Source organism: Bacillus sp. H1a, assembly GCF_000633475.1.
GTDB lineage: Bacteria > Bacillota > Bacilli > Bacillales > Bacillaceae_G > Bacillus_A > Bacillus_A paramycoides.
On sequence record NZ_AYMH01000088.1, the window covers coordinates 1 to 1,467 of the forward strand.

Here is a 1,467-nt window from a genome sequence, read left to right on the forward strand (position 1 = left end):
AATATATAGTTCATTCTTTTGTACCATACCTGTTCGAGTCGCACCATACGCCTGATCACTTCGTTTTCCTGGTTCAATTTTCACATCAGAAAATTCTCCACTCAACAAGTCATACTCTAGTTGAATTTTCACACCAGCTTTATGACTACATCCTCCGGCACCAGGATAAGTAGATGCAAATCGATCCGGCACTTGAAATGTTGTAGAATCAAGGATAAGAATACGCTCAAAGTAAGCAGAAAGAGCATGAGAAATCTTAGATAACCCCCCAATTTTAGCTTGTAGAAGTGTAGTAAATACAGTTCGAAAGAAGGCTACAGAAGCCGAGCTAAATCGCCGATTAAGTCCCTCAGTACTTAATAAAATTCCTGTTGAAGTTTCTAATTGACTACAAAGCTGAGTAAGAGAGGTAGTAGCGATTTGTTGATTTAACCATACACACAAAGATAAAAAATGGTGCCCATGGCACTTACGTTTTCGTTTCATTCCGCCTGCGTCTATAGCTAATTGATTAAGTGTAGCGGGAGACATATAGCGATATAACTCTTCGGCAAATAAAGACAACTCTTGTTTTTGATGGATATTCATAAAAAGCACGTCACCCTTTCTCATTAACATAAGAGAATAGTAACGTGCTTTTAACTTCAAGAATAGTCTAAATCCTTAAGTTGATGGATGTGGGGTACTGACACATTACCATCAAGTTAAGAAATTCGTAGTTACATAAAACAAAAAAACAAGCTGAATTCTTATAAATCACTAGCCTTAGAGAAGTCATTTTTTCATTTTAGATGAGTATGATATATTTGAAAAAGCGCCCTGTAAACAGGGCGCTTCACTTTTACCTAATGACTAATATTAGCAGTTGGGTATAATGTTGTTCCTCCAATTGAAACCTTTATTTCATTTGTTAACGGAACATTTTGTTCATTAATAATTGTTCTCCACCATTCCCATGCAAGACCTGTACATTCTCTCGCTACGACTTTTACATTCTTTGAATTCGGTGGAAGTGGTATGACTGTAGAGAAATGAGCAGTTTTGTCACTGCTGCTTCCTTCCCAAGTTTTATGAGTTAGTAGTTCTTTTCCATTTTGATCATATGAGAACTCATCCCAAGATACATCAAATTGAGCAACATATGCACCAGAATGATCAAGCGTCATTTTAGCACTTGAATATTCTGTAGTTGTAGTCTCAATATAATCTGTATTGTTATGAACAGCAGCAGTTGCGTTATCTTTTAAGAAAGTGCTTGTATATGAAATTGGGTATGCTGGATTCTTAGGACTTAATTCTGCATTATCTTTAATGATATTTCGGATTTCATTAAAATCTTTTGTAACAACCTTGTTATGCTCTTTTGCATCTCCGCCTAATACTACAGCGGTAAAGGTACTGTCTTCAAAAATATCTTTGTACTGTCCACTCGCTTCAACGCCTTGCCCCTTAATTAAGGCTTTAAAA

2 protein-coding genes are annotated in these 1,467 nt (G+C 36.2%); both read right to left on the reverse strand.

Annotation, left to right across the window (positions count from 1 at the left end):
• Nucleotides 1-588, reverse strand: a 588-nt coding sequence (locus U860_RS0129260; RefSeq protein ID WP_029953169.1) for an IS4 family transposase, incomplete at its 3' end; no start/stop codon positions are given.
• A gap of 257 nt (nucleotides 589-845) precedes the next feature.
• The coding region (locus U860_RS0129265; RefSeq protein WP_025151265.1) for a thiol-activated cytolysin C-terminal domain-containing protein at nucleotides 846-1,467 on the reverse strand (622 nt) is incomplete at its 5' end.